The following is a 23,691-nucleotide window of genomic DNA, read 5'->3' on the forward strand; positions in this document are numbered from 1 at the left end:
GGGCAGGGGGGCGATGTGTTGAAGTGGGGCATGCTGGCCGCAGCGCTGGCGATGGGTGGCAATGCAGGCGCGCAGCAGCGCGAGCCGGTGGACCTGGACATGGTCAGCCGCATCCGCCAGGAGGCCTTCCACCGTTCGCAGGTGATGGACACCTTCAGCTACCTCACCGAACGCATCGGCCCGCGACTGACCAACTCGCCGGCGATGGGCCGCGCAAATGCGTGGACCCGCGGCAAGTTCAACGAATGGAAGCTGGACAACGTCCACGACGAAGCCTTCGACGACTTCGGGCGCGGCTGGGAGTTCACCTCGGCCAGCGTGGAGATGCTGGGGGACCGTGTACAGCCGCTGCATGCACTGCCGAAGGCGTGGACGCCGGGCACCAAGGGACCGGTTGAAGGCGAACTGGTGCAGGTCGAGATCAAGAAGCCCGAGGACATCGAGAAGTACCGCGGCAAGCTGCGCGGCAAGATCCTGCTGCTGGGCGAGGCGCGCGAGTACAAGCGCGGCACCGAGGCGGATTCGCACCGCCACGACGCCACCTCGCTGGAGGGCCTGCAGGAGTTCACCCTGCCCAAGGACAAGGACGCCACCGCCGAGCGTGCGAAGCGGGTCAAGGAATACCAGGAACGCCAGCAGCTGGCGACCAGGGTCAATGCGTTCTTCGTGGAAGAAGGCGCGCTGGCCTCGATCAGCATCAGCAGCTGGGACAACGGCATCATCCGCGTTGCCGGTGGCGGCTCGCGCAAGGCCGGTGAATCGGTGGGCATCCCCGAACTGGCGATGATCAGCGAACACTTCAATCCGCTGGTGCGCGCGCTGGAGGCCAAGCAGACCGTGCGCCTGCGCGTGGATGTGGCTGCGCGCTTCACCGACGAGGCCGACCAGCCGGGTTACAACACGCTGGCCGAGATCCGCGGCAGCAGCAGGCCCGATGAAGTGGTGATGATCGGCGCGCACCTGGATTCCTGGCACAGTGGTACCGGTGCGGCCGACAACGCGGCCGGCGTGGCGGTGATGATGGAAGCGATGCGCATCCTCAAGGCCACCGGCGCCAAGCCCAGGCGCACCATCCGGGTGGCGCTGTGGAGCGGCGAGGAGCAGGGCCTGATCGGCTCGCAGGCCTATGTGGCCAAGCACTTCGGCCGTTTCCCGGAACCCACCGACCCGGCGCAGAAGGCGCTGCCGGCCTCGCTGCGCGAGCCGACCGGCGCGCTGCAGAAGACCCGCGACTACGGCAAGTTCCAGGTCTACTTCAACATGGACAACGGCTCGGGCCGCTTCCGTGGCATCTATGCACAGGAAAACCTGGCGGCGATGCCGATCTTCGAAGCCTGGCTGGCGCCGTTCCATGACGTCGGCGCCACCACCGTGGCCACCCGCAACACCGGCAGCACCGACCACATCAGCTTCGACCGCATCGGCCTGCCGGGCTTCCAGTTCATCCAGGACCGGCTGGACTACTTCACCAATGTCCACCACAGTCACCTGGACACCTGGGACCACGCCGAACCGGAAGACCTGAAGCAGGCCGCAGCCATCGTCGCCTCGTTCGCCTACAACGCCGCGATGCGCGAGCAGTCCTTCCCGCGCAAGGCAGAACCGTAAAAGGGGACGGAGGGGATTAAGTCGTTTCTCCCCTCCGTTTCCCGGTTGCAGGCCCAGCGGCTGGGCAATCGCGACTTAATCCCCTCCGTCCCCTTTTTCCGTCGGGGGCGGCGGGCTGGTAAAATCGGGGGATTCCCGTTCCTCGAGCCGTCCATGACCTGCCGCACCCGCTTCGCCCCCAGCCCCACCGGTTACCTGCACATCGGCGGTGCCCGCACCGCGCTGTACTGCTGGCTGGAGGCCCGCCACCGTGGCGGCGAGTTCGTGCTGCGCATCGAGGACACCGACCGTGAACGCAGCACCCAGGACGCGATCGACGCGATTCTGGAGGCGATGGAGTGGCTGGGCCTGGACTATGACGAAGGCCCGATCTACCAGACCGACCGCGTCGCCCGTTACCTGGAAGTGGCCGAGCAGCTGGTGGCCGACGGCAAGGCGTACTACGCCTATGAGACCCGCGAAGAGCTGGACGCGATGCGCGAGGCCGCCATGGCCAGGCAGGAGAAGCCGCGCTACAACGGCGCTGCACGCGAACTGGGCCTGCCGCGCAAGGACGACCCGAACCGCGTCATCCGCTTCAAGAACCCGCTGGAAGGCACGGTGGTGTTCGACGACCTGATCAAGGGCCGCATCGAGATCGCCAACAGCGAGCTGGATGACATGGTCATCTTCCGCCCGGACGGCTACCCCACCTACAACTTCGCGGTGGTGGTGGACGACTGGGACATGGGCATCACCGAGGTCATCCGCGGCGACGACCACATCAACAACACCCCGCGCCAGATCAACCTGTACGAAGGCATCGGCGCGCCGGTGCCGAAGTTCGGCCACATGCCGATGATCCTCGACGAGCAGGGCGCCAAGCTGTCCAAGCGCACCGGCGCGGCCGACGTGATGCAGTACAAGGACGCCGGCTACCTGCCGGACGCGCTGCTGAGCTACCTGGCCCGCCTGGGCTGGTCGCACGGTGACCAGGAGCTGTTCAGCCGCCAGGAGCTGATCGACCTGTTCGACGTGAAGGACTGCAACTCCAAGGCCTCGCGCCTGGACATGGCCAAGCTGGGCTGGGTCAACCAGCACTTCCTGAAGACCGAGGACGTGGCCGCGATCGTGCCGCACCTGGTCTACCAGCTGCAGAAGCTGGGCCTGGACGTGGCCGCCGGCCCCGCCCCGGAGGACGTGGTGATCGCCCTGCGTGAACGCGTGCAGACCCTGAAGGAAATGGCCGAGAAGGCCATGGTCTGGTACCAGCCGCTGACCGAGTACGACGAAGCGGCGGTGGCCAAGCACTTCAAGGCCGGTGCCGAGGTGGCGCTGGGCAAGGCCCGCGAACTGCTGGCGGCGCTGCCGGAGTGGACCGCCGAATCGGTGGGCGTGGCCCTGCACGACGTCGCCGCCGCGCTGGAGATCGGCATGGGCAAGGTCGCCCAGCCGCTGCGCGTGGCCATCACCGGCACCCAGGTCAGTCCTGACATTTCCCATACCGTGTACCTGGCCGGCCGCGAGCAGGCCTTGAAACGCATTGATGTGGCCATCACCAAGGTAGCAACGGCCTGAGGCATCCTTGCCAGGCCCGAACCGGAGAACACGCATGCCCGCCAAGACCGCCACTGCCTGCACCGCCCCGCACCACCACGTCCACGACGCGTCGGATTTCGTGGCGGTGGTCGAGCGTGTCTCGCGCGAACGCGGGCTGCGCCTGACCCCGATCCGCGCCAATGTGCTGAAGCTGATCGCCGAGGCCGGCAAGCCGGTCAAGGCCTACGAGCTGCTGGAATGGGTGCGCAACGGCAAGGGCGTGGGCGCAGATGCCCCGCCCACCGTTTACCGTGCGCTGGACTTCCTGATGGCCAATGGCTTCGTGCACAAGCTGGAATCGGTCAATGCCTTCGTGGCCTGCCACCATCCCAGCAGTGCCGCGCACTCGGTGCCGTTCCTGATCTGCAACAGCTGCCACAGCGCGGTGGAGCTGGAAGACCGCGAGATCGTCACCCAGCTGGAGAAGCGCGCCAAGGAGCTGGGCTTCCAGCCGCAGGCGCAGACCCTGGAAGTGCACGGCCTCTGCGCGCTGCGCGGGCTGAGTCGCGGCGCGTACCCGGACTGGGCCGCTCGCTCAGTCCCGGGCGGCGTGCTCTTTCAGACGCGTCAGGACGCTGCGCTGTGCGTCGACCAGCACAGGGTCGTCCACCCGCAACTGCTCGACCCAGGCGAGCGCTGGTACCGGGTCGGCACGGCGCACGAAATACAGTGCCTGTGCCAGGAAATGCACATTGGGCTCCCTGGCGTCCCAGATGAGCTTGGCGATACGCAGCATCGACGCCTGCATGCCGGGTGTAACCTCAACGCTGGTCTTCCCCGAAAGCGCGGTATTGAGGCAGTAAAGCGCCTGGCAGGGCAGATCACGCGGTGTGCCCGCACGCGACCAGTCAGCGCGTTCGGCAAAGTCCAGCAGGATGGCAACGGCGGCGGGGCCACTCACATCGGCCAGTGTGCCGAGCGCGAACACTGCCAGCTGGGGGTCGCCCAGCATATCGCGCAGGCCCTCAATGCCCTGGCGTCCCCAGACGGTGCAGGCCTTGGCCCAGCCGCCGAACGGTACGACCCGGCTACCATCGCCCAGCAGGCCATCATCCGGCCAACCGTGCAGTATCCGCAGCCGCTCAATCTCCTCGCCACCTTCGGCGCCGTGCTCCTGCACGAAGGCGATCAGATCTTCCGCTTCCAGCATGTCCTTGGCCGCCCGCCTGGCCAGTGTCGTGAATTTCATCGTCTTCCAGCGATCCTGATCCAGATCCGCAACGGTAGCGGATCAATGGGGTGAAGGCAGTCAGCAGCCTGCACCCTAGTCCATCGGCTTGGACCGGGTATCCACCCGCACGATCACCGACATGCCGGGCCGCAGCTGCGCGGCCAGCGTCTGACCTTCATTGATCGATATCCGCACCGGCAGCCGCTGCACCACCTTGGTGAAGTTGCCGCTGGCGTTGTCCGGGCGCAGCACGCTGAACTCCGAACCTGTGGCGGGTGCGATCTCCTGCACGCGGCCGCGCAGCACCTGGCCCTGGAACGCGTCCACCGAGAACGTGGCCGGCTGACCGATCGCCATGCCCCAGGTCTGGCCTTCCTTGTAGTTGGCCACCACCCATAGCGTGTCAGGCACCAGGAACAGCAGCTGCGAACCGGCGGCGACGTACTGGCCCACGCGCACGCTGGCTTCGCTGATCTGGCCGTCGCGCGGTGCGTGGATCACCGTGTTGGCCAGGTCGATGCGCGCCAGTTCCAGTTGTGCCTGTGCACTTTCCACCTGGGCCTCCAGGCTCTTGCGCGCCACCTGGGTCGACACCAGCGTTTCCTCGGCGATGCGGATCTGCGCCTGCGACTGCTGCACGCTGGCCTGTGCCGAGGCCTGGGTGGTGCGGAACTTGTCGCGGTCGTTGACCGACACCAGTTGCTGCGAGGCCAGTTCCTCGTAGCGCTTCAGCTCGTTGCGCGAGCGTTGCAGTTCCGCCTGGCCGGCCGACAATGTGGCGTGCGCGGAGGCGATCTGCGCACGGTTCTGCGCCTGCGACTGGTCCGAGTTGGCCAGTGCCGCGCGTGCGCTGTCCAGGGTCGCCTGCGCCTGGGCGACACGCTGCGTGTAGATGCGGTCATCGATGCGCAGCAGCGGCTCGCCCTCCGTCACGTGCTGGAAGTCCTTCACCAGAACTTCGGTCACGTAACCGTTCACCTGTGGCGCCATCACCGTGATCTGTCCGCGTACATAAGCGTTGTCGGTCACCATCACGCTGCTGGTGAACGGCCACAGGTGCCAGGCACGCAGGATCAACGCGATGCCCAGCAAGGCCACCACCACCATCACCACCACGCTGCGCGCTGGGCTTGAGGTACTTCGGCGCGGCAGCCGGTGCCGCGGGCGTGGGCGCAGGCGCCGCATCGGTCGGTGGCGGAGGGGTCACGTTGTCGGTGTCGTCGGGTCGGGGCGGGACGGGAGGCATGGAGGAGGACTCAGCGGGGCGCGGCCGGCGTGACCGCAGCGGGGGAAGTGGGGTGGCGCTTGCGCCATTGCTTGAGCACGGCGGTGCGCAGCGACAGCAGCAGCAACCAGCACAGGAAGCCGATCGCCAGCCATCCGCTCAGCGTGAACACGTCATTGAAGCCTCGCACGTTGGCTTCGCGGCGCGTGGTCTGCGCCAGCTGCGCGCTGCCCTGCGCGCTGCGCAGCACCGGGTCGGTGATCTGTGCGCTGTACAGCTGCTGCTGGAGGCGCAGGCGCTGCGCCACCACCGGGTCGGCCGGGTCGAGCTGGCTGGTCAATGCGCTGGAGTACAGCTGCTCGCGGTGCAGCTGGAAGGTGCCCAGCACCGCCGAACCGGCCAGGCCACCCAGGGTCTGGGTGATCGACAGCGTCACCAGGAAGGTGATCATGTGGTCCACGCCCTGTTTCAGCGCCGCGGAAATGCCGAGCATGATCAACGGGCCCATGAACATGCCGGCACCGACCGAGGCCAGGAACTGGCTGACATAGAAATCGTGCGGTCGATCCATGCTGGTGCGGTGCTGATCGAAGAAGGCGGCAGCGCCGAGCAGCAGGATCGCCATCAGCAGCTGCGCGATCAGCCGCTTCGGGCCGAAGGTCAGCGAGGCACCGGCGATGCCGGTGACCACGCCCGCGAGGATCACCACGAACAGCGGGCGCATCTGGTCCGGGCCCATGCCCAGCGTGCGCATCAGGTTGACCACGCCATAGGACTGCTCGGTGGTCAGGAAGCGGATCAGGAACGCGCCGACGATGAAGTGCAGCACCGGCAGCTTCGACAGCCAGCGGATCTGCAGCAGCGGATTGCGCCGGTAGTGTTCGATGATGAAGGCAGTGGTGGAGAGCACGATCGATGCGACCAGTGCCCAGCCCAGCCACGGTGTGTTGAGCCACCAGCGGGTGTAGCCCTGCGCCAACACGATCACCAGCAGCGCGACGGCCGGTGCGAGCAGGGCGAAGGTGAGGAAGTCCAGCGGCTCGAAGGCTTTCACCTGGATGCCGGGCGGCAGCTTCAGCACCACCACTGCCGCGAAAGCGCACAGGGCCAGCCCGGCTTCAAACGAGTAGAGCTGGTGCCACTGGCCGGTATCGACCAGGCCCGGCGAGACGATCCAGGCAATCGGCACCGCCAGCTGCGAGAGGCCGACACCAACCACCAGCAGGTTGCCGGTGAAGCGGCGCGGCAGCGCCTGCAGCATGTACAGCGTGCCCAGTGTCGAACAGGCCGCGCCGGCGAAGCCGCTGGCGGCACGGGTCAGCATCGTGGTCTCGAAGCTGCCAACGAACAGGTGCAGCACCGCCAGTGCTGCGTACAGGCCCAGGCCGATCTCGGCGAACAGGCGGATGCCGTACTGCTGGCGGAACTTGAAGGCCAGCAGGTTGGCCGTGACGTTGACCATTGCATAGGCCGCCACCAGCCAGCTGCCCTGGGTCGGCGTCAGTGCCAGCTGGCCCTGCAGGAAGGGCAGGTTGGCGGTGACCAGCGCATTGCCGAGGCCACCGGTGATCGCCACCAGCAGCGACACCAGTGCATAGGCCACGCGTCGATAGGGGGGTGCCAGGGCATCGACGCCGAACCGGGCATGGTCGGCTTCTCGTGCTCCTCCCAATCCGGAACCGGCTTCAGATACGGCTGGACCATCAGCGGGCCTCGCTGGTTGCTCCCTGGAGACCCCCGCGCAGCAGCTGCAGGGCACGCCCGGCCAGGTGGGCGCGCTCGTCGCGGGTCTTGCCGCGCAGGGCCGCGCCCAGCATGCCCGAGATCAGTGAAATGTCCGTCTTCTCCAGGTCGGCACGGCACAGGCCGGCGGCCTTGGCACGGGCGATCGGTGCTTCCAGCAGATCGCGCACGGTCTCGCGCGCGGTGCGCATGGCCGGCACGTCCGAATCGACTGCACGCCAGTAATCGGCCAGTGCCGGCGAATCGATGATGCGCTGGGCCATACCCTCGAACACTTCGAACAGGGCATCGTCGCGGTCGCCGAGCTGCTCGACCTGGCGGCGGATGCGATCAACCGTGCGTTGCAGCAGTGCCTGGATCAGCGCGGTGCGGTCGGGGAAGTTGCGGTACAGGGTGGCGCGGCCCACCTGGGCGCGTTCGACCACCAGGTCCAGCGGGGCGGTGACACCGTGTTGGCCGAACACATGATCGGCGGCGTCAAGGATGAGGGCACGGCGGGCAGCAGCATCGGCACGTTGGGCAGTCATGGAATTATTTTCGGACAAAAGTGTCCGATTGGCGAGACTTTGAGTGACGGGATTGTCCGCTTGTTGTGGTACGCACATCTTTGTGACGAATGCGTGATGGATGCTGCACAAAGAGATGGGGGCCAGAAGGCCCCCATCGGATCTGCTTGCATTGGATCCACGCCATGCGTGGGCTGAGGCTGGGGTCAGAACCCATTCCTCTGGAATGGGATCCGACTCCACTACGCGATCAGAAGAACGCGCGGATGCCGAATGCGACACCACGGCCCGGCAGCGGCGAGTAATCACGCAGCAGCGAGGTATGCGGACGCACTTCGCGGTTGGTCAGGTTGCTGCCATCCAGGAACACCTCGTAGCTGTTGCTCGCGTTGCGATCCCAGCGGTAGGCCAGATGCGCGTCGACCAGGGTGTAGCCGTCGCTCGGCGCTTCGTTCTGGGCGACATCCTTCTGGCGGCTGTAGCGGACCGCACCGACCGAGGCGCGCCAGCCGTCCTTCGACCAGCGCAGGTCGGCGCCGACGCGGGCCGGGGCGATGCGCGGCAGGTAGCCGGTGTTGGCCAGCTCCACGCTGTAGTTGTGGTTGTGGTCGCCATGCGGCACGGCGATGTCGAGGTTGCGGCTGCCGTTGCCATCCAGCTTGGCCTTCACGTAGTCGCCGAACACGCGCAGGTCCCAGTCACCGGCGCCGCCTTCGAACAGGTGCACCAGCGCTTCGGCTTCGGCACCGCGGAACACCGCATCCTGCTGCGTCCAGGCGCGAACCGGCAGGCCCTCGGTAACGCCGGTGTCGGCCAGGTAGATGAAGTCCTTGAACCTGGTCTGGTAGACCGACGCGGAGAAGTCCAGGCGTTCGCTGTGGGTGTGGATGCCGAGCTCGATGCGCTGGCCGCGCTCGGTCTTCAGGTTGGCGTCGCCGATTTCCAGCGAGCGGGTGGCGATGTGCGCGCCGGCGGCATACAGCTCTTCGTTGGTCGGTGCACGCTCGGAGCTGTCCACGCCGATGCGCAGGTCGACGGTGTCGTTGAGCTTCCAGATGCCGGCCGCAGACAGGTTGGTGGCGCCGAAGGTGCGGCGGCGATAGTCACCGGTCGGGTCCAGCTTGACCTGGTCGTGGCGGCCGCCCAGTTCCAGCTTGAACGGGCCGAACTGCTTTTCCTGCAGTACGAACAGTCCGATGTTCTTGGTGCCGGTATCCGGAACGAACGCCTCTTCGCCCTTGGCACCGAAATCACTGTTGCCGAACTGCAGGCCGAACGCGCCGTCCCAGCCACCGATCTGCTGCTGCACTGCTTCCAGGCGCGCCTCGATGCCACGGTTGGTGAAGCGGGTGGACGGCGTGCCGGCTTCCAGCTCCACGTGCTCGTAGTCGGTGTAGGCCACGCGTGCATTGATGTTCTTCAGGAACGAGACCGGGTTGTAGATGCCGGCCTTGGTCTCGAAGCGGTTCTGCACCATGTCGATGCGCACGTCATGCTCGTCGCCGCCTTCCTCTTCATCGCCATGGTCGTGGCCGTGGTCATGGCCATGATCATCGCCATCGGCATGCACGTGCGCGCCATTGGGAATGCCGTAGTTGGTGCGATAGGTGCTGGCCGATACGCCGAAGTAGCCGCCGTCGCCCAGCCACGTTGCGCCGACGCCGCCGGCGCGGGTGCGGATCGAGCTGTTGTCGAGGCGGCCGCGGCGCGGCTCTTCGCCTTCCTCGCCCGCGTGCTCATGGTCGTGATCGTGATGGTCTTCAAGGCTGTCGATCACTGCATAGCCGGGAATGCGGTAGTCGTCGCCGTTGCGGACCAGTCCATCCACGTGCAGCACGACATTGCCGCTGACGCCATCGAGGCGGAACATGCCGCTGCGCTCGTTGTTCACCGAATTGCCGCGCAGCTCGGCGCGGCCGCTGAGCGGGCGCTCCGGCAGCTCGCGGGCGATGCGGCCATCCACCACATTGACCGCGCCACCGATGGCGCCGCTGCCGAACAGCAGCGTGGCCGGGCCCTTCAGTACTTCGATCTGGTCGGCCAGGAACGGCTCGATGCTGGTGGCATGGTCGGCACTGACGGTGGAGGCATCCATGTTGCCCATGCCATTGGACAGCACGGCCACGCGCGGGCCTTCCTGGCCGCGGATGATCGGGCGGCCGACGCCAGGGCCGAAGAAGGTGCTCTGCACGCCGGGCAGTTTGGCCACGGTATCGCCGAGGGTGCCGGCCTTCTGCTCGTCCAGGCGCTCACCGGCCAGCACGTCCACCGGGCGCGCCAGCGATTCGACATCGCCCTGCAGCGGCGACGCGGTGACCTGCACCGACGACAGTTCAGTCAGGTGGCGGTCACGATGGGAATCGTCTTCGCTGGCGGCGAAGGCAGCGGTCGGAAGCAGGGCGGTCAGGGCCAGGGCGAGGGAATGCGGCTTCAACCGCGGGGTACGGGCGGGCATCGGTGGGTCCTTTGTTACACTGTATCAATCGCTGGGCGCACGAATCCCGTCAGCGGGACAGGGGGAGGGAAACCGTGCGGGTCGGGGAGGGATGTTATATTATTCCATAACGATTCGCCGACCCTGCTGGAAGTCATGTCCCTGTCCTCACGCCTGCGCCACCTGCTCGACCGTTTCGGCGCCACTGGTTCGATGCTGTGCGCGGTGCACTGCGCGGTGATCCCCGTGCTGCTGGCCGCGGCGCCGTCGCTGGGCCTGTCGTTCTGGCTGAGCGATGGGGTGGAACAGGCGCTGGTGGTGTTCGTCACCCTGCTCGGATTGTTCAGCCTGGTCTGGGGCTACCGCCGGCATGGTGCGCTGCGTGCGCTGGGCTTCCTGATTCCCGGCCTGGTCGCGTTGTGGGCCGGCGTGCTGTACGACCCGCTGCACCACAATGCGGTGCCACACGCGGTGGTGATGACCATCGGCGGCCTGCTGGTGGGGGTCGCCCATCTGGTCAACCTGCGCCTCAACCACGGTCACGTGCACGACGCCAGCTGCGCGCACTAGGCGCTCCGTGATAGGATTTTCGATCGTGCGCGGGGGCGCCCAGCAAGGCGGCCCCGCCGAACCCGTGTCAGTACGGGGTAACCAGATTTCACATTTGAGGAGTTGAAGACATGGGTAAGGGTGACCGCAAGACCGCCAAGGGCAAGCGCTACAACGCCAGCTACGGCAACGCCCGTTCGCACACCGCGAGCAAGGTCGCCGTAGGCGCCGCTGCTCCGGTTGCCAAGAAGACCGTGGCCAAGGCTCCGGCGAAGAAGGCTGTGGCGAAGAAGGCCGTCGCCAAGGCCTGATCCGGCCTGGACCGGTTCAACGAAAAACGCGGCGCCTGGCGCCGCGTTTTTTTGTGCTCGTCGTTCCGCTTGCTGCGTTCGCCGGGCCATGCCCGGCGGAAGACGTACGATCAGCGCAGGGTTTTCTTCAGCGTTTCCGGATTGCCGTCGTTCGGTGCGGCCGGCACCTGCAGCAGGTGCGCCAGCAGCGGGTAGACGTCGACATTGTCGAAGCCATCGATCACCAGGCCCTGGCGGAACGACGGGCCGCTGGCCACGAATACCGCGCGCATGGAGGGCAGGGCATTGTCGTAGCCATGCGAGCCACGATCCTGATGGTCTCGCTTGGCGATCTTCTCCTGGTGCAGGGCATCCCAGCCTTCATCCATCATGCAGACAATGGCGGGAATGCGCGGGTGGGTGCCGTAGTGCAGGCGCGACGGCAGGTTCTCTTTCTTCCAGCACTCGTAGTGCGCGTGACGACCGAGCAGGGCGCGCTCGGCTGCGGCTTCGTGACCGGCCAACGGCGCAAAACCCACCGACTGGCCCTGGCTGACGTTGCGAGCGATGGCCGGGGCGGCCATTGATTCGGTGGAGATCACCTGGCCGACCGGGACGCTGGCCATGCCATGGTCGGAGACCACGATCACGTTGGTGGTCGCGGCCAGGCCGCGCTGCTGCAGTCCATCGAGCACCTGGCCGATGATCTGGTCGGCGCGCACGATGGCGTCGGCGTACTGCTTCGATTCGGGGCCGTAGTTGTGGCCGGCCTTGTCCACGTGCTCCATGTACAGCGTGGTCAGGCGGGGGGCGTCGGCATCGGTCTGTGCAAGCCAGTCCAGCACGGTGCCCGCGCGTTGTTCCAGCGGTTCCTTGCCGTCGTACACGCGCCATTGGCTTGGGCGCACACCGCGGATTTCCGATTCACTGCCCGGCCACGAGGTGGTGGCCGAACGCACCCCGGCGTTCTCGGCGCCGACCCAGATCGGTTCGCCGCCCCACCAGCCGCTGGTGGTGACCGCCTCACGGTTGCTCAGCTCGAACCGCCCTAGGGCTTCATCGTCCATGCTGTTGTTGACGATGCCGTGGTGGTCCGGGCGCAGGCCGGTGACGATGGTGTAGTGGTTGGGGAAGGTCAGCGACGGATAGGACGGGGTCATCCAGCGTGCACGCACGCCGCCGTCGATCAGGCGCTGAAGGTTCGGGGTCAGGCCGCGGTCCAGCGCATCGGCGCGCAGGCCGTCGATGGAGATCAGCAGCAGCTTCGGCGGCGCAGCCGCAGCGACAGCGGTGGGAGCGGAGGCGGAAGGGGCGGGCGCGGTGGTGCAGGCGGCCAATGGCAGCAGCAGCGCCAGCGCGCAGGTCAGGCGTACGGAAGTCATCCGCCCATGATAAGCCGGTGCAATGACCACCCCAAGACACGCTGCGCCGAAGGGCGCAGCGTGTCCGCGCATTTTTCCTTATCCCCGCGCCTGTCGGCGCGCCCCCTTCAACAAGAAGGGGGTTTTTCTCCAGACATGTTCCCGATGCTTCCATCCACGCATGGCGTGGATCTACCGTGTCGACCAAGGTCGACACCTACCAGGTTACGGCGGGTGCCGGGCGCAGCCCGGCCAGCCCTCTCAGGCGAACAGCGGGGCCTGGCGTTGTTCCAGTCGCAGCAGTGCGGCCTTGGTTTCCAGGCCGCCACCGAAGCCGGTCAGTGCCCCGTTGCTGCCGATCACTCGATGGCAGGGCAGGATGATCGGCAGCGGATTGCGCCCGTTGGCAGCGCCGACGGCGCGGGTCGCACTGGGCTGGCCCAGGTGCTGCGCCAGCTGCAGGTAGCTCCAGGTCTGGCCGAACGGGATCAGCGCCAGCGCCTGCCACACACGCAGCTGGAACGGCGTGCCGCGTGGCGCAAGCTCCAGGTCAAAGCTGCTGCGTTCGCCGTGCAGGAACTGCAGCAGCTGCTCGCGCGCTTCCGGCAGCGCATCCGGCGCGTAGTGCCAGTCGTCGCGGCCGCGTGCCGGGTGGCGGTTTTCCGGGAACAGCACGTGGGACAGGCCACGCTCGTCACCGGCGATGGTCAGCACGCCGATCGGGCTGTCGAAACGGTCGAACAACAAGGTCATGTCGGTTCTCCAACGAAAGTGCCGGACAGGTGCCACAGGTGCAGCACGGCATAGGCACGCCAGGGGCGCCACGGTTGCGAGCGCGCTTCGGTCGCGCGTTCGCTCAGGCGCTGGCCCTGCGCATGGCCGAGCACCTGCTGCAGTACCAGGTCACCGGCCGGGAAGGCATCGGGCTGGCCGAGCCCGCGCAAGGCGATGTACTGCGCGGTCCACGGACCGATGCCGGGTAGTGCCACGCAGCGGGAAACGAACTCTTCCAGCGCCTGGCCCGGGCCGAAGTCGAGCGCGCCACTGGCACAGGCGGCGGCAAGCGCACGCACGGTGGCGGCGCGGCTGCGCGGCAGGCCGATTGATTCCAGTGGCGCCTCGGCCAGTACCTCGGGCGCCGGGAACTGGCGATCGAACTCCGGCGGCATGCCCGGCAGGTGCGCGCCATAGGCATCCACCAGCCGCCGCGCGAAGGTGGTGGCCGCGGCCACGCTGACCTGTTGGCCGAGCACCGCGCGCACGCCCACTTCGAAGCCATCCCAGCCGCCCGGTACGCGCAGCCCGGGACGCTCGGCAATGCCGCGCGCCAGCAGCGGCTCTTCGCCGAGCGCGGCGTGTACCTGCTGCAGGTCGGCGTCCAGATCGAACACGCGACGTACGCGGCGCACGATGTCCGGGATCAGGCGCGGATCGACCGCGCCCAGCTGCAGGCGCAGTTCCGGGCGCTTGGGGTCGGCAGTGACGCGCAGCAGGGTGGGGCGCTCGGGTGTGCCGAGCACGCGCTGGTAGCTGTCTTCGCCGATCAGCTCGATGCCGGGCAGGCTGCGCTTGTGCAGGAAGGCCAGCATGCGTGGGAAATCCAGTGGTGGCCGGTATGCCAGACGCAGTACCAGGCAGCCATCGTCGGCGGCCAGCGGCTGGTGCTGGCGACGCAGTGCTGTCGGTGCCATGCCGCAGCCCTGCAGGAAGGCCGTAGTGAAACGGCGCAGGCTGTTGTAGCCGGCGGCCAGCGCGACGTCGGTCACCGGCAGCGTGGTCTCGGTCAGCAGCTGCTTGGCCAGCAGCAGGCGATGGGTGGCGTGGATCTGCCCTGGCGTTGCGCCCAGATGTTCGACGAACAGGCGCTGCAGCTGGCGCGCTGAGTCCGATCTTCTCTGCGAGGTCGGCTACCGGCTGCTCCTGCAGGAAGCCGCCATGGATCAGGGCCAGTGCGCGCTGCACGGTCTGCCCGGCCAATGCCTGCTGCGCCTGCGGTGCCAGCTCGGGGCGGCAGCGCAGGCACGGGCGGTAACCGGCTGCCGCAGCCGCGGCCGCGGTCGGGTAGTAAGTGATGTTGCGCGGCTTCGGCGGCGGTGCCGGGCACACGGGGCGGCAATAGATGCCGGTGCTGCGCACGGCGGTGAAGAACACGCCGTCGAAGCGTGCGTCGCGGGCCAGGCGGGCGCGGTCGCAGGCGGCGGTGTCGAGGGCGAGGGCGGTGTCCATGGCGCCAGTCTAGGCGTGTGAGGGCGGGGATACTCGCCGGATTCGGACATGGATGCTGGAGGGGGTTCTGGCAGGGCTGCGCCCTGCACCCGCAACGTCAACGTCAACGTCTCAATCAAAAGCTGGCAGTCCGTGGGATGGCGGGGCGGTGTGGGCTGTCAGGACACGCCGTAAACCCGTCCATGGGGGCTCGATGGCGCCATCCATGGCGCCAACGGTCCTGTCAGCCCACACCGCCCCACCTCTGACAGTTGGTCGCTGCAGTTGGTGGGTGCCGACCGTTGGTCGGCACGCTTTTGCTGTTGGTAGGTGTCGACCTTGGTCGACACGCTTTTTCCCAAGGGTCAGAAGGGGTTCAGTGCCACGCGCTGAATGCGCGGCCTGGACGGGTAGACTGTGGCTCTTGCCCCCCGCGAATCCCGGTTGCCCGATGTCCGCCAAATTCCGCTGGTTGCCCCTGTTGTGCCTGGCCCTGGCGGGCTGCAGTCAGCTGGAGAATCCGGGCAATGTGACCGCTGCCGACAAGGCGGCGCGGGCGCCGGCCAGTGATGGCGAGAACATGGTGTCGATCAATGCGGCTGACGCACCGCCACCGCCGGCGCCGCCGCGCAGCCGGGCGGATCGGCCGTGGCCGCAGGCGCAGCTGGAGAATGGCCGCGCCTGGGTCAGCTGCAGCACCGAGTATGCCGGCGATGCCGGCGACGGCACCGAGCTGGAAGGGCTGCAGCGCGACCAGATCAGTCAGGCGCTGGCGCCGTGTGCCGAGCGTGGCCTGATGCGTGTGCGTTACGCCGGCAAGATCAATCCGGGCTTCGCCGAAATGATGTGGCGACTTGCCGTGGTCGCCGATGAACAGAAGATCCACAAGCGCATCCTCGATCTGGACTCCAGCGGCGGTCAGGTGGAATCGGCGATCGTCGCCGGTGACAGCATCGGTGAATCGGGCTGGACCATCTGGGTGCGCGAAGGCTCGATCTGCCATAGCGCCTGCGTGTTCGTGCTGGCCGCCGGTGACAACCGCCTGCTGTCGGGCAAGGTCGGCATCCACCGCATGATGCGCATCAGTTCCAAGGCGACTTCGCGCGCTGAGCTCAACCGCGAGCTGCACGAGGTCTACGACAATGTGAAGGACTATCTGCAGCGCAACGGCGTGGCGGTGGGCGTGGCCGACCTGATGATGACGGTGCCCAATCGCAGCCTGCGCCTGCTGACGCCGGACGAACTGCGCCAGTACGGCCTGGACGGCACCAACGCGGTGCAGGACGACCTGGAGCGGATCAAGCAGATGCGCGCCTGCGGCGATGACTTCGTGCAGCGCAAGGATGCGTTCCTGATCGCTTTCGACCAGCAGTGCAAGCGCGAAGGCGCCGACATGGAATCGATCAACAGCTGCGGCCAGGCGTTGAAGCAGCGCTTCGGCTTCCCCGATGCGGTGTGCCCGGAAGAAAGCCCGCTGTCGGAGATCGATGTGGCAACGCTGCCGCCTGCGCCTTCGGAGCCACCGCCGGTGGCCGAACAGGCGCCAGCAGACGCCGGCACGCCTGCCGCGCAGGCCGATGCCGCAGCGGTGGAAGGCAGCGCCCACGCGCGCTGACGAACAGCTCACCGCGCTGGCGTAGACTGCGGTTCTTTCCCGAGAACCGGCGGTGTCCATGAAGCGCGTGCTCCTGCTGCTGTCCCTGCTGCCCCTGACCGCATTGGCGCAGGCACCCGCGCCGGCCACGCCTGCACCGGCACCCGCGCGCCCCGCACCAGCATCGCCGGCGGCTGCGAAACCGGCCACGGCCGGCGCTCCGGCGTTGACTGCCGCGCAGCAGGCGCAGGTGCAGAAGCAGGATGCGGAAATGGGCGCGGCCGCAGTGAAGGCGGCGCAGCTGGTCGATGCCAACCGCGCAGGCGAGTTGTGGGATGGCGCTTCGGCCGTCGCGCGCCGTGCAGTACCGAAGGCTGCCTTCGTCAGCCAGTTGACTGCCGAGCGCACGCGCCTGGGCGCGCTGGCCGGGCGTGGCCAGCCGACCATCACCCGGGTCAAGTACAGCGCCGGTGCCGCGGTGCCGGAGGGGCTGTACATCAACGTCAGCTTCCCGACCCGTTTCGCCAACAGCGCGCAGCCGGTACGCGAGCTCGTCTCGTTCCGTTTCGACGAGGACCAGGTGTGGCGCCTGGCCGGTTACAGCCTGCGTGCGTCGGCACCCTGAGGAGATGATCGATGGCAACTGAACTGACGATGCTGGCCTGGTCGGTGCTGCTGGGCTTTGTCTACATCTTCGCTACCTCCACCGTGGTCACCCGCGAGCGCGGGATGAAGTGGAATGCCTCGGCGCGTGATGGCGAAGCCAGGCCACTCAGCCCGCTGGCCGGGCGCCTGCAGCGTGCGCAGGCCAACTTCCTGGAGACGTTCCCGTTCTTCGCTGCCGCCGCCATCGCAGTGGTCGTGGCCGGGCGCGGCAACGACACCACGGCGCTGGCGGCGCAGGCCTACTTCTGGGCGCGCGTGGTCTACCTGCCGCTGTATGCCGCGGGCGTGCCCTACGTGCGCAGCCTGGTCTGGGCAGTGTCGCTGCTGTCGATCCTGGCGCTGGTGTTCACGTTGTTGTGATCCCGGCCTGATCCAGATCAAGGCCGGTCAGGTGCGCGGCGCTATGCTGGCGCGGACTGAATCAACGGCAGGAGGCGCGCATGCGCAGGATGGACGTGGTGGTGGTCGGCGCCGGACCGGCGGGGCTGTGTTTCGCGCGTGCGCTGGCCGGTAGCGGCCTGCAGGTCGGGCTGGTCGAAGTTCAACCGCGCCAGGCCCTTGCCGAGGCCGCCTTCGATGGCCGTGAGATCGCGCTGACCCATGCCTCGCGGCAGAGCATGGAGCAGCTGGGGCTGTGGCAGCGCCTGCCGCAGGCCGAAGTCGCTGAACTGCGCGATGCCAAGGTGATGAACGGCGGCTCGCCGTTCGCGCTGACCTTCGCCAGCAGCCAGGTGGACGGTCAGCCGCTGGGTTGGCTGGTGCCCAACCATCTGATCCGCCGCGCTGCATGGGATGCCGTGCAGGGGCAGGACGGCCTGGAGCTGTTCGACGGGCGCAAGGTGCTGGGCGTGCAGGCCGATGCGCAGGGCCACGTGGTCAAACTCGATGACGGCAGCCAACTTCATGCGCGCCTGCTGGTCGCCGCTGACAGCCGCTTCTCCGCAACCCGCCGCATGCTCGGCATCGGCGCGCAGATGCGCGACTTCGGCAAGTCGATGCTGGTGTGCCGCATGCAGGTTGAGCGTGATCATCACCACACTGCCTGGGAATGGTTCGGCTACGGCCGCACGATGGCGTTGCTGCCGCTCAACGAAGGCCAGGCATCAGCAGTGATCACGCTGCCACCGCGGCAGATTGAAGAACTGCTGGCGATGGACGAGGTGGCCTTCGGTGAGGCCATCGGTGCCTGCTTCGAACACCGTCTTGGCCGCATGCAGCCAGTGGCCACGCCGCAGGCGTATCCGCTGGTGGGTGTGTACGCGCACCGTTTCGTCGGTGAGCGTTCGGCGCTGATCGGCGATGCCGCCGTCGGCATGCACCCGGTCACCGCACATGGCTTCAACCTGGGACTGGCCAGCGCACAGCGGCTCGCACAGGGCATCGTCGCGCAGCAGCGACGTGGAGCCGACATTGCCGCGGCCGGAATGCTGGCTAGCTACCAGCGGGGTCACCAGCTGGCGTCGCGGCCGCTGTACGAGGCCACCAATGCCATCGCCAGCCTGTATACGGACGATCGCCGCCCGGCGCGGCTGCTGCGCGCGGCGGGCCTGCGTCTGGCACAAGGCGTGGCACCGTTCAGGCAGCTGATCGCCTCGCACCTGACCCAGCGCGTGGCCTGAACCGGTTCAGATCAGCCCGTTCAGATCAGCCGGCGGCCAGTACCCGGATCTGGCTGTCGGCGAACTCGACCACCTGGCCTGCGCGGATCTTGCAGGCCTTGCGCAGTTCGACTTCGCCGTCGACCCGCACCTGGCCGTCACCGATGACCATCTTGGCCTCGCCGCCGCTGGTGACCAGGTCGGCCAGCTTGAGCAGCTGCTTGAGTTCGACGTAGTCACCGTCGAGGTCGAATTCGAGAATCTGCATGGAGCGGGGTTCCTGGGGAAGGGCGCAGCCAGCGGCCGAGCCGGTGAAGAGGGCGCGTATTGTGCGCCAGCTTGGGGCATGACGGTACGCGCACGGCAAGCTGTACGCCTTGTTCAGGATCAATGCGGTATGATTCCGCTCTGAGCGAGTGAAATCTCCTCCAACCGAGCAGCGCCAGGGCACGCGATAAGAAGGGCGCCCAAAGCGCGGACCATCACCTTTTTTATCGCACTGCCAGGAAGACGGCAGTGTCTTCGGAGTTCCCCATGTCCCAAGATTCCCAAGCGCCGCTGCAGTTCGCGCAGCTCGGCCTGTCCGAGCCCGTGATGCAGGCGGTCACCGCCATCGGCTACGAAACCCCGTCGCCGATCCAGGCCGCTACCATCCCGGCGATGCTGGAAGGTCGCGACGTGCTGGGCCAGGCCCAGACCGGCACCGGCAAGACCGCAGCGTTCGCGCTGCCGGTACTGTCCAACATCGACCTGCAGCAGATCAAGCCGCAGGCCCTGATCCTGGCACCGACCCGCGAACTGGCCATCCAGGTTGCCGAGGCGTTCCAGTCCTATTCGTCGAAGATACCGGGCTTCCGCGTGCTGCCGGTGTACGGCGGCCAGCCGTACGGCCAGCAGCTGTCGGCCCTGCGCCGCGGCGTGCACATCGTGGTCGGTACCCCCGGCCGCGTGATCGACCACCTGGACCGCAGCACCCTGGACCTGTCCGAGCTGAAGACGCTGGTGCTGGACGAAGCCGATGAAATGCTGCGCATGGGCTTCATCGACGACGTCGAAGCCGTGCTGAAGAAGCTGCCGGAGCAGCGCCAGGTGGCCCTGTTCTCGGCCACCATGCCGCCGCAGATCCGCCGCATCGCGCAGACCTACCTGCAGGACCCGGTGGAAGTGACCATCGCGGCCAAGACCACCACCTCGGCCAACATCCGCCAGCGTTACTGGTGGGTGAGCGGCATGCACAAGCTGGACGCGCTGACCCGCATCCTGGAAGTCGAGCCGTTCGACGCGATGATCATCTTCGCGCGCACCAAGGCCGGCACCGAAGAACTGGCCAGCAAGCTGCAGGCCCGTGGCCTGGCCGCTGCCGCCATCAACGGTGACATGCAGCAGGCCCAGCGTGAGCGCACCATCGCCATGCTGAAGGAAGGCAAGCTGGACATCCTGGTCGCCACCGACGTGGCTGCCCGCGGCCTGGACGTGGAGCGCATCAGCCACGTGCTGAACTACGACATCCCGTACGACACCGAAAGCTACGTGCACCGCATCGGCCGTACCGGTCGTGCCGGCCGCAGCGGCGAGGCGATCCTGTTCGCCACCCCGCGCGAGAAGGGCATGCTGCGCCAGATCGAGCGCGCCACCCGCCAGCCGATCGAAGAGATGCAGCTGCCGAGCGTGGAAGCGGTCAACGACACCCGCATCAACAAGTTCACCTCGCGCATCAGCGAAACCCTCGGCGCCGGTGGCCTGGACTTCTACCGCCAGCTGCTGGAGCGTTTCGAGAACGAGCAGAACGTGCCGGCCATCGAAGTGGCTGCCGCACTGGCCAAGATGCTGCAGGGTGACACCCCGTTCCTGCTGCAGCCGCCGGTGCGTGCCCCGCGTGAAGAGCGCGCACCGCGCGAACGCTTCGACCGTGGTGACCGCCCGGAACGTGGCGATCGCTTCGACCGCAACGAGCGTGGTCCGCGCTTCGAGCGTGGCCCGCGCCGCGACGACGCCGAAGGTGGCTTCGAGCAGCGTCCGCGCCGTGAGGTTCCGCCGCGTGGTGCGCCGGAGCAGGGCATGGAGACCTACCGTATTTCGGTCGGCCACCAGCACGGCGTGAAGCCGGCCAACATCGTTGGCGCCATTGCCAACGAAGCCGGTCTGGAAAGCCGCTTCATCGGCCGCATCGACATCCACGACGACTTCTCGCTGCTGGACCTGCCGGCACAGATGCCGCCGGACGTGCTGTCGCACCTGCAGAAGGTGTGGGTGTCCGGCCAGCAGCTGCAGATGCGTGCGCTGGCCCCGGGTGAAGACACCAACCCGGCCCCGCGTCCGTTCAAGCCGCGCTTCGACAAGCGTGGTCCGGGCGGCCCGGGTGGCCCGCGTCGCGGTGGCCCGGGCGGTCCGGGTGGCCACGGTGGCGACCGCGGCGGTGACCGCGACAGCCGCCCGCCGCGTCGTGACGGCTTCAAGCCGCGCGGCCCGCGCAGCTTCTAAGCCGCACCTGCGGTCCTGAACAACGCCAGCCTCCGGGCTGGCGTTGTCCGTTATGGGCCTGGAAAAGGGGACGGAGGGGATTAAGTCGTTTATGCCCGGCAGTGCGCTTATGCCGAAAACGACTTAATCCCCTCCGTCCCCTTTTCGCATGGCAAACACATTGCCGGTCATAGGCTGGGCCGGTTCCAAGGGAGGTTGTCACCGCAGCACATTCGGGGGGATCCGGGATGGGTAGAAGTGGCACGGACCAGCAGAGCCGGCGGGTGCCGATGACCCGTGGCCTGGGATTGCGCTTTGCGTTGTTGACGGGCATGGCGATCGGGTTGGTCGCGCTGTCCGCGTTGATCCAGGAACTGCAGGCGGCCTCGACGGCCTGGATTGCCGGCCAGGGCTACTGGTCGCGGGGGCAGCAGGATGCGACCGCTGCGCTGAGCCGCTACCTGGCGCGTGGCGATGCGCAGGACCTGGATGACGCGCGCCAGGCCCTGCGGATTCCGTTGGGGGATCTGCAGGCCCGGCTGGCGCTGGAACAGGCGGTACCGGACGAGGAGAAGGCCCGGCAGGGTTTCCTGCAGGGCGGCAACGCGCGCGCCGATATTCCACGCCTGGTGTTCTCGTTCCGCTACGCCCGTGACCTGGGAGCATTCCGCGAAGCCACTGCACTGTGGCGGCAGACCGATGGTGATCTGGAGGCTGTGCAGGCCCTGGTCGCCGAGCTGCAACGGAGGCATGCGGCAGGTGAACTGCCCGTGGCCGACCGCAATCGCTACCTGCAGCAGCTGCGGGATCTCGACCGCCGCCTGCAGGTGCAGGCCCAGGCGTTCTCGCAGGCGCTGCTGAGGATGGCCACCATGGTCCGGATCGCCACGCTGATGGTTGGTGGCCTGTCGGTGCTGGTGATCAGCCTGATGGCAGTGGCGCTGGCGCGTCGTGTCGGCAAGGACCTGACCGAGCACGAGAGCCGCTTCCGCGCGGCGTTCTACCAGGCCAATGTCGGCATGCTGAAGCTCGACACCGATGGCCGCGTGGTCGAGGCCAACCAGGCGATGGCGGATATCCTCGACTATCGGCGCGATGTGCTGCTGCAGATGCTGCTGGGTGACCTGCTGATGGAGGGGGAACTGGTCCTCGATGGTGTCGGCCGCATCGACTGGGACCGGCAGCTGCGGCCGAGCGAGCTGCGTTTCCGCCGGCGCGATGGCAGCCTCGTCTGGGGACGCTGGAGCGGTACCGCGGTTCGCAGCTCGGGCGGTGGATTGTCGGTGTTCGCGATCATCGAGGATGTCAGCCAGAACCATGCACTGGCGCGCGAGATCGAGCATCACGCCAGCCACGATCCGCTGACCGGCCTGATCAACCGCCGCGAGATCGAACGCCTGCTGGAACGCGCTGCTGCAGGTCCGGACCGACGGTGGTACGCATGCGCTGTGCTACATCAACCTGGACCACTTCAAGCTGGTCAACGACAGCTTCGGTCATGCCGCCGGCGACCAGATGCTGCGCGGTTTCGCCGACTATCTGGTGGCGGCGGTGCGTGATGGCGATTGGGTCGGCCGCCTGGGGGCCGATGAGTTCGCGGTGTTTCTCGCCCACGCCGGCCAGGATGAAGCCAAGCGGGTACTGCAGCGGGTGATCCGCAACCTGGGCCAGGCCACGTTCCCGATCAGCGAGGGCAGCCCGCAGTTGAGCTGCAGCATCGGCGTGGTCGAGGTCAGTGCCGACGCCCCCGATGTGAACTGGCTGATGAGCGCTGCCGACAGCGCCTGCTATGCCGCCAAGCAGGCCGGTCGCAACCGCGTGCACTGCTTCAACGAGAACCGCATGGCGCTGGAGGAGCGGCGGCAGGAGGCCGAGCGTCTGCAGGGTGTCAGCCTGGCCATGGCGGAGAATCGCATGCTGCTCTACGCGCAGCGCATCGCCCGCGTGGGCGATCCGTCCTACCTGCACTACGAAGTGCTGGTGCGCATGCGCGGTACCGATGGCAGCCTGCACCTGCCCGGTCAGTTCATGCCGGCGGTGGAGCGATACGGCATGGCGGTGGCGCTGGATCGGCACGTGCTCGGGCTGTTGTTCCGCCACCTGCAGGTCTGCCCGGCACACGTGCGCCAGCTGGGCCTGTGCAACGTCAACGTTTCGGCGCAGTCGATCGCCGAGCCCGGATTCCTCGCCTTCGTCTGCGACCTGCTCGAGCGCAACCGCGCGCTGGCCTCCAAGTTGTGCTTCGAGATCACCGAGACCGCGGCGATCAGCAACCTCAGCCAGGCCCGCGCCTTCATCGATGCGGTGAAGGCACGGGGGTGCCGGATGGCGCTGGATGACTTCGGCTCCGGCCTGTCTTCCTTCGGCTACCTGCGCCAGTTGCCGGCGGACATCCTGAAGATCGACGGCACCTTCGTGCGTGACATGGACACCGACCCGGTCAGCCACGCCACGGTGCGGGCGATCAGCGAGCTCGGGCGGGAACTGCAGATGGAGGTGGTGGCCGAATGGGTGGAAACCGCCGAGGTGGCTGGCGCACTGACCCGGCTCGGCGTGCAGGGCCTGCAGGGCTACGCGATCGAGCGGCCGCAGCCGCTGGAACGGATGACCCTGAGTGACCTGAGGCCGGTCCGCCTGGTGGCGGTGAAGGGGCCTCCGGCCGCTGGCTGAACGGCGCACGGCGACTTTGGTCTACACATGCGC

General features: G+C 67.4%; 16 protein-coding genes and 4 pseudogenes. 11 read left to right on the forward strand and 9 right to left on the reverse strand.

Annotated features, from left to right (window positions below):
* Positions 1-30: 30 nt before the first annotated feature.
* The 3 genes and pseudogenes from ACZK2V_RS06660 (at position 31) to ACZK2V_RS06670 (ending at position 3,689) form a co-directional block, all read left to right on the forward strand.
* A complete protein-coding gene (locus ACZK2V_RS06660) occupies positions 31-1,608 on the forward strand; it encodes a M20/M25/M40 family metallo-hydrolase (protein WP_486323034.1) in 1,578 nt (525 codons plus the stop codon).
* Positions 1,609-1,761: 153 nt separating this feature from the next.
* Positions 1,762-3,165, forward strand: a complete 1,404-nt coding sequence (gene gltX, locus ACZK2V_RS06665; RefSeq protein ID WP_486323035.1) for a glutamate--tRNA ligase — start codon at positions 1,762-1,764, stop codon at positions 3,163-3,165.
* Positions 3,166-3,199: 34 nt separating this feature from the next.
* A pseudogene (locus ACZK2V_RS06670) lies at positions 3,200-3,689 on the forward strand (transcriptional repressor).
* Between the two features lie 32 nt (positions 3,690-3,721).
* Here ACZK2V_RS06670 and ACZK2V_RS06675 read toward each other — a convergent pair.
* The 5 genes and pseudogenes from ACZK2V_RS06675 to ACZK2V_RS06695 all read right to left on the reverse strand — a co-directional run bounded on the left by ACZK2V_RS06675 (position 3,722) and on the right by ACZK2V_RS06695 (position 10,286).
* On the reverse strand, positions 3,722-4,375 hold the full coding sequence (locus tag ACZK2V_RS06675; RefSeq protein ID WP_486323036.1) for a hypothetical protein: 654 nt from the start codon (positions 4,373-4,375) through the stop codon (positions 3,722-3,724).
* Positions 4,376-4,450: 75 nt separating this feature from the next.
* A complete protein-coding gene (locus ACZK2V_RS06680) occupies positions 4,451-5,542 on the reverse strand; it encodes an HlyD family secretion protein (protein WP_486323037.1) in 1,092 nt (363 codons plus the stop codon).
* Positions 5,543-5,613: 71 nt separating this feature from the next.
* A pseudogene (locus tag ACZK2V_RS06685) lies at positions 5,614-7,286 on the reverse strand (MFS transporter).
* Positions 7,286-7,852, reverse strand: a complete 567-nt coding sequence (locus ACZK2V_RS06690; protein WP_010483118.1) for a TetR/AcrR family transcriptional regulator — start codon at positions 7,850-7,852, stop codon at positions 7,286-7,288. Before ACZK2V_RS06690 ends, ACZK2V_RS06685 begins: the two are co-directional and overlap by 1 nt.
* A 229-nt stretch (positions 7,853-8,081) precedes the next feature.
* Positions 8,082-10,286 carry a TonB-dependent receptor gene (locus ACZK2V_RS06695; protein ID WP_486323038.1) on the reverse strand — a complete coding sequence of 735 codons (2,205 nt, stop codon included), beginning with the start codon at positions 10,284-10,286 and terminating at the stop codon, positions 8,082-8,084.
* A 135-nt stretch (positions 10,287-10,421) separates the two neighbouring features.
* On the opposite strand from ACZK2V_RS06695, the gene ACZK2V_RS06700 reads away from it, so the two are divergent.
* Together ACZK2V_RS06700 and ACZK2V_RS06705 are read left to right on the forward strand one after the other, a co-directional pair.
* Positions 10,422-10,835, forward strand: a complete 414-nt coding sequence (locus ACZK2V_RS06700) for a MerC domain-containing protein (protein WP_008264835.1) — start codon at positions 10,422-10,424, stop codon at positions 10,833-10,835.
* Between the two features lie 110 nt (positions 10,836-10,945).
* Positions 10,946-11,125: a 30S ribosomal protein THX gene (locus tag ACZK2V_RS06705; RefSeq protein WP_004150462.1), complete on the forward strand. Its 180-nt coding sequence runs from the start codon at positions 10,946-10,948 to the stop codon at positions 11,123-11,125.
* A 110-nt stretch (positions 11,126-11,235) separates the two neighbouring features.
* Here ACZK2V_RS06705 and ACZK2V_RS06710 read toward each other — a convergent pair whose 3' ends face one another.
* From ACZK2V_RS06710 to ACZK2V_RS06720, 3 genes and pseudogenes are all read right to left on the reverse strand, one after another.
* Positions 11,236-12,486, reverse strand: coding sequence for an alkaline phosphatase family protein (locus ACZK2V_RS06710; RefSeq protein ID WP_486323039.1), 1,251 nt, complete (start codon positions 12,484-12,486; stop codon positions 11,236-11,238).
* 240 nt (positions 12,487-12,726) lie between these two features.
* On the reverse strand, positions 12,727-13,218 hold the full coding sequence (locus tag ACZK2V_RS06715; RefSeq protein ID WP_012510484.1) for a methylated-DNA--[protein]-cysteine S-methyltransferase: 492 nt from the start codon (positions 13,216-13,218) through the stop codon (positions 12,727-12,729).
* Positions 13,215-14,741 (reverse strand): annotated as a pseudogene (locus ACZK2V_RS06720) (AlkA N-terminal domain-containing protein). The gene ACZK2V_RS06715 and the pseudogene ACZK2V_RS06720 overlap by 4 nt, the downstream one beginning before the upstream one ends.
* Positions 14,742-15,121: 380 nt before the next feature.
* Between ACZK2V_RS06720 and ACZK2V_RS06725 the strand changes: the two are divergent.
* From ACZK2V_RS06725 to ubiM, 4 genes are all read left to right on the forward strand, one after another.
* On the forward strand, positions 15,122-16,285 hold the full coding sequence (locus ACZK2V_RS06725) for a COG3904 family protein (RefSeq protein WP_201118505.1): 1,164 nt from the start codon (positions 15,122-15,124) through the stop codon (positions 16,283-16,285).
* A gap of 58 nt (positions 16,286-16,343) precedes the next feature.
* Positions 16,344-16,889, forward strand: a complete 546-nt coding sequence (locus tag ACZK2V_RS06730) for a DUF4019 domain-containing protein (protein WP_032128358.1) — start codon at positions 16,344-16,346, stop codon at positions 16,887-16,889.
* An 11-nt stretch (positions 16,890-16,900) separates the two neighbouring features.
* Positions 16,901-17,290, forward strand: coding sequence for an MAPEG family protein (locus ACZK2V_RS06735; protein WP_486323040.1), 390 nt, complete (start codon positions 16,901-16,903; stop codon positions 17,288-17,290).
* 80 nt (positions 17,291-17,370) lie between these two features.
* Positions 17,371-18,549 carry a 5-demethoxyubiquinol-8 5-hydroxylase UbiM gene (ubiM, locus tag ACZK2V_RS06740; RefSeq protein ID WP_486323041.1) on the forward strand — a complete coding sequence of 393 codons (1,179 nt, stop codon included), beginning with the start codon at positions 17,371-17,373 and terminating at the stop codon, positions 18,547-18,549.
* Between the two features lie 25 nt (positions 18,550-18,574).
* On the opposite strand, the gene ACZK2V_RS06745 is transcribed toward ubiM, so the two are convergent.
* Positions 18,575-18,796: an RNA-binding S4 domain-containing protein gene (locus ACZK2V_RS06745; protein ID WP_010486399.1), complete on the reverse strand. Its 222-nt coding sequence runs from the start codon at positions 18,794-18,796 to the stop codon at positions 18,575-18,577.
* 266 nt (positions 18,797-19,062) lie between these two features.
* Here ACZK2V_RS06745 and ACZK2V_RS06750 point away from each other — a divergent pair, with 266 nt between their 5' ends.
* Positions 19,063-21,009 carry a DEAD/DEAH box helicase gene (locus ACZK2V_RS06750; protein ID WP_032128355.1) on the forward strand — a complete coding sequence of 649 codons (1,947 nt, stop codon included), beginning with the start codon at positions 19,063-19,065 and terminating at the stop codon, positions 21,007-21,009.
* Between the two features lie 227 nt (positions 21,010-21,236).
* Positions 21,237-23,658 (forward strand): annotated as a pseudogene (locus ACZK2V_RS06755) (putative bifunctional diguanylate cyclase/phosphodiesterase).
* Positions 23,659-23,691 lie beyond the last annotated feature (33 nt).

This window comes from Stenotrophomonas sp. 93052_Sma, assembly GCF_056481145.1.

What these genes read in the sequence shown, in the direction of transcription:
- ACZK2V_RS06705 (WP_004150462.1), top strand. Translation starts at nt 10,946, where the DNA reads ATGGGTAAGGGTGACCGCAAGACCGCCAAGGGCAAGCGCTACAACGCC.
- ACZK2V_RS06680 (WP_486323037.1), bottom strand. Translation starts at nt 5,542, where the DNA reads ATGCGGCGCCTGCGCCCACGCCCGCGGCACCGGCTGCCGCGCCGAAGT.
- ACZK2V_RS06690 (WP_010483118.1), bottom strand. Translation starts at nt 7,852, where the DNA reads ATGACTGCCCAACGTGCCGATGCTGCTGCCCGCCGTGCCCTCATCCTT.
- ACZK2V_RS06745 (WP_010486399.1), bottom strand. Translation starts at nt 18,796, where the DNA reads ATGCAGATTCTCGAATTCGACCTCGACGGTGACTACGTCGAACTCAAG.
- ACZK2V_RS06675 (WP_486323036.1), bottom strand. Translation starts at nt 4,375, where the DNA reads ATGAAATTCACGACACTGGCCAGGCGGGCGGCCAAGGACATGCTGGAA.
- ACZK2V_RS06730 (WP_032128358.1), top strand. Translation starts at nt 16,344, where the DNA reads ATGAAGCGCGTGCTCCTGCTGCTGTCCCTGCTGCCCCTGACCGCATTG.
- ACZK2V_RS06700 (WP_008264835.1), top strand. Translation starts at nt 10,422, where the DNA reads ATGTCCCTGTCCTCACGCCTGCGCCACCTGCTCGACCGTTTCGGCGCC.
- ACZK2V_RS06750 (WP_032128355.1), top strand. Translation starts at nt 19,063, where the DNA reads ATGTCCCAAGATTCCCAAGCGCCGCTGCAGTTCGCGCAGCTCGGCCTG.
- gltX (WP_486323035.1), top strand. Translation starts at nt 1,762, where the DNA reads ATGACCTGCCGCACCCGCTTCGCCCCCAGCCCCACCGGTTACCTGCAC.
- ubiM (WP_486323041.1), top strand. Translation starts at nt 17,371, where the DNA reads ATGCGCAGGATGGACGTGGTGGTGGTCGGCGCCGGACCGGCGGGGCTG.
- ACZK2V_RS06660 (WP_486323034.1), top strand. Translation starts at nt 31, where the DNA reads ATGCTGGCCGCAGCGCTGGCGATGGGTGGCAATGCAGGCGCGCAGCAG.
- ACZK2V_RS06725 (WP_201118505.1), top strand. Translation starts at nt 15,122, where the DNA reads ATGTCCGCCAAATTCCGCTGGTTGCCCCTGTTGTGCCTGGCCCTGGCG.
- ACZK2V_RS06695 (WP_486323038.1), bottom strand. Translation starts at nt 10,286, where the DNA reads ATGCCCGCCCGTACCCCGCGGTTGAAGCCGCATTCCCTCGCCCTGGCC.
- ACZK2V_RS06715 (WP_012510484.1), bottom strand. Translation starts at nt 13,218, where the DNA reads ATGACCTTGTTGTTCGACCGTTTCGACAGCCCGATCGGCGTGCTGACC.
- ACZK2V_RS06710 (WP_486323039.1), bottom strand. Translation starts at nt 12,486, where the DNA reads ATGACTTCCGTACGCCTGACCTGCGCGCTGGCGCTGCTGCTGCCATTG.
- ACZK2V_RS06735 (WP_486323040.1), top strand. Translation starts at nt 16,901, where the DNA reads ATGGCAACTGAACTGACGATGCTGGCCTGGTCGGTGCTGCTGGGCTTT.